Source organism: Mesorhizobium sp. M8A.F.Ca.ET.021.01.1.1 (assembly GCF_003998025.1).
Lineage (GTDB): Bacteria > Pseudomonadota > Alphaproteobacteria > Rhizobiales > Rhizobiaceae > Mesorhizobium.
Genome location: NZ_RZSJ01000786.1, coordinates 1 through 2,203, shown reverse-complemented (window position 1 = coordinate 2,203; position 2,203 = coordinate 1). Strand labels below are relative to the sequence as shown.

Below are 2,203 nucleotides of genomic sequence, written 5' to 3'. Positions count from 1 at the left end.
AATCTCGTGCGCGTTCCGGTCACCGGCCGTTTTCGCGCCATGGACACGGCAGCCCTGGAAGCAGCCATCATTGCCGACCGGAAAGCCGGCATGCTGCCTGCTGGTATTATCGCCTGTGTCGGCGGCACCAGCACCGGTGGCACGGACGATATTGCAGCGGTTGCGGAGGTTGCCAGGCGGCACGGGCTCTACCTGCATGTCGATGCCGCCTGGGCCGGGTCGGCGATGATCTGCCCGGAATACCGGCATTTCTGGTCTGGCGTCGAAGGCGCCGATTCGATCGTCTTCAATCCGCACAAATGGCTGGGCGCGCAGTTCGATTGTTCGATCCAGTTCCTGCGCGACCCCTCGAGCCATGTCAGGACGCTGGCCATCAAGCCCGACTATCTCAAGACGCACGGCCATGACGGCATCATCAACTACTCGGAATGGTCGGTGCCGCTCGGCCGGCGCTTCCGCGCGCTGAAACTGTGGTTCCTGCTGCGCGCCCATGGACTGGAAAATCTGCGAACCATGATCCGCAACCATGTCGCCTGGAGCGAAGGCCTCGCCACGCGTCTGGCAAGGGAGGTGGATTTCGAGATCGTCAGCGAGCCGATGCTGTCGCTGTTTTCGTTCCGGCACAAGGCGGCTTCGGACACCGATGCCGACGAGCACAATCTGCGGCTGGTCAATGCGATCAACGACGATGGCCGCATCTACCTGACGCAAACGAAAGTCGATGGAAGGGTGGCGATCCGCTTCCAGGTGGGCCAGTTCGATGCGACGGCGGAAGACGTCGACGCGGCTTTCACCGCCATTACCGAAATTGCACGCGCCGTGGCCTGAAAAAGGCTGGATCAAGGTCGCGCCGAGGTTCCCTCGTACAATCATCGGATTTCGTTAGCCGGCTTGTGCCTTTTCATCGGTTTCGTTTTCGACTATAAGCAAGAAAAACGAAAACGGGAGCTTGCTTGATGTATCTGTCGCCGCGCCATGCCGAGATCATCCAGATGGCTAAGGACAACGGCCGCGTGCTGGTCGACGATCTGGCCACGCATTTCAATGTGACGCCGCAGACCATACGCAAGGACCTCAACGATTTGTGCGACCAGCGGCTGCTTTCGCGCATCCATGGCGGCGCCTTGTTCCCGTCGGGCATCGAGAACATGGAGTATGAAGCCAGGCGCAAGATCGCGGCCGACGAGAAGGAAGCGATTGGCCGTGCGGCGGCGAGGCTGATCCCCGACAACGCCTCGCTGTTCATCAACATCGGCACCACGACGGAGGCCGTCAGCAAGGCGTTGCTCGATCATAACGGCCTGATGGTCATCACCAATAACATCAATGTTGCCAATAGGATGCGCATCTATCCTTCGATCGAGGTGGTGATTGCCGGTGGTGTGGTGCGCGGTTCGGACGGGGGTGTCGTCGGTGAGGCGGCGGTAGATTTCATCAGGCAGTTCAAGGTCGATTATGCTGTCATCGGTGCCTCCGCGATCGATCATGATGGAGCGCTGCTCGACTTCGATTTTCGCGAGGTGAAGGTGGCGCAAGCGATCATCGCCAATGCCAGGCATGTCATCCTGGTATCCGACCAGACCAAATTCGAGCGTACGGCGCCGGTACGCATCGGTCATCTGTCGCAGGTCAACACCTTCATCACCGATCGCTGCGAGATCGCTTCGGTGCGCAAGATCTGCCAGGAGGCCGAGGTTCAGCTGATCGAGACGTCGCCCGCCTGAGGTCTTTTGTCGTCTTCTCGCCGGCTTGTTCACCGGCTTGTGATATTTCGTTTGACATTCGTTATGAGTTCGAAATAATTCCGCTACGGTTTCGCAAAAGACCCAAAATGGTGCAGTGCGAAATCGTGGAGGAATTAAGTGGACCCATCTTCAGTCCGGGACATTTTCGTCATAGGCGGCGGTATTAACGGCTGCGGAATCGCTCGTGATGCCGTTGGCCGCGGGTTTTCGGTCTTTCTCGCCGAGATGAATGACCTCGCCAGCGGAACCTCGTCCGGTTCGACCAAGCTGATCCATGGCGGGCTGCGCTATCTCGAATTCTACGAATTCCGCCTGGTGCGCGAGGCGCTCATGGAGCGCGAGGTTCTGTGGAAGAACGCACCGCACATTATCTGGCCGATGCGCTTCGTGCTGCCCTACGCCAGGGGCCTGCGACCCGCCTGGCTGATCCGGCTTGGCCTGTTCCTTTACGATCACAT

The 2,203-nt window shown here is 59.2% G+C and carries 3 protein-coding genes; all 3 read left to right on the top strand.

Translation table 11 applies throughout. The features are described from left to right. On the top strand, positions 1 to 828 hold an 828-nt coding region (locus EOA36_RS33840), incomplete at its 5' end, for a pyridoxal-dependent decarboxylase (protein ID WP_145969468.1). A 128-nt stretch (positions 829 to 956) separates the two neighbouring features. Further along, a complete protein-coding gene (locus EOA36_RS33835) occupies positions 957 to 1,724 on the top strand; it encodes a DeoR/GlpR family DNA-binding transcription regulator (protein WP_127281059.1) in 768 nt (255 codons plus the stop codon). Between the two features lie 138 nt (positions 1,725 to 1,862). Next, the coding region (locus EOA36_RS33830) for an FAD-dependent oxidoreductase (RefSeq protein ID WP_127281058.1) at positions 1,863 to 2,203 on the top strand (341 nt) is incomplete at its 3' end.

What these genes read in the sequence shown, in the direction of transcription:
- EOA36_RS33835 (WP_127281059.1), top strand. Translation starts at nt 957, where the DNA reads ATGTATCTGTCGCCGCGCCATGCCGAGATCATCCAGATGGCTAAGGAC.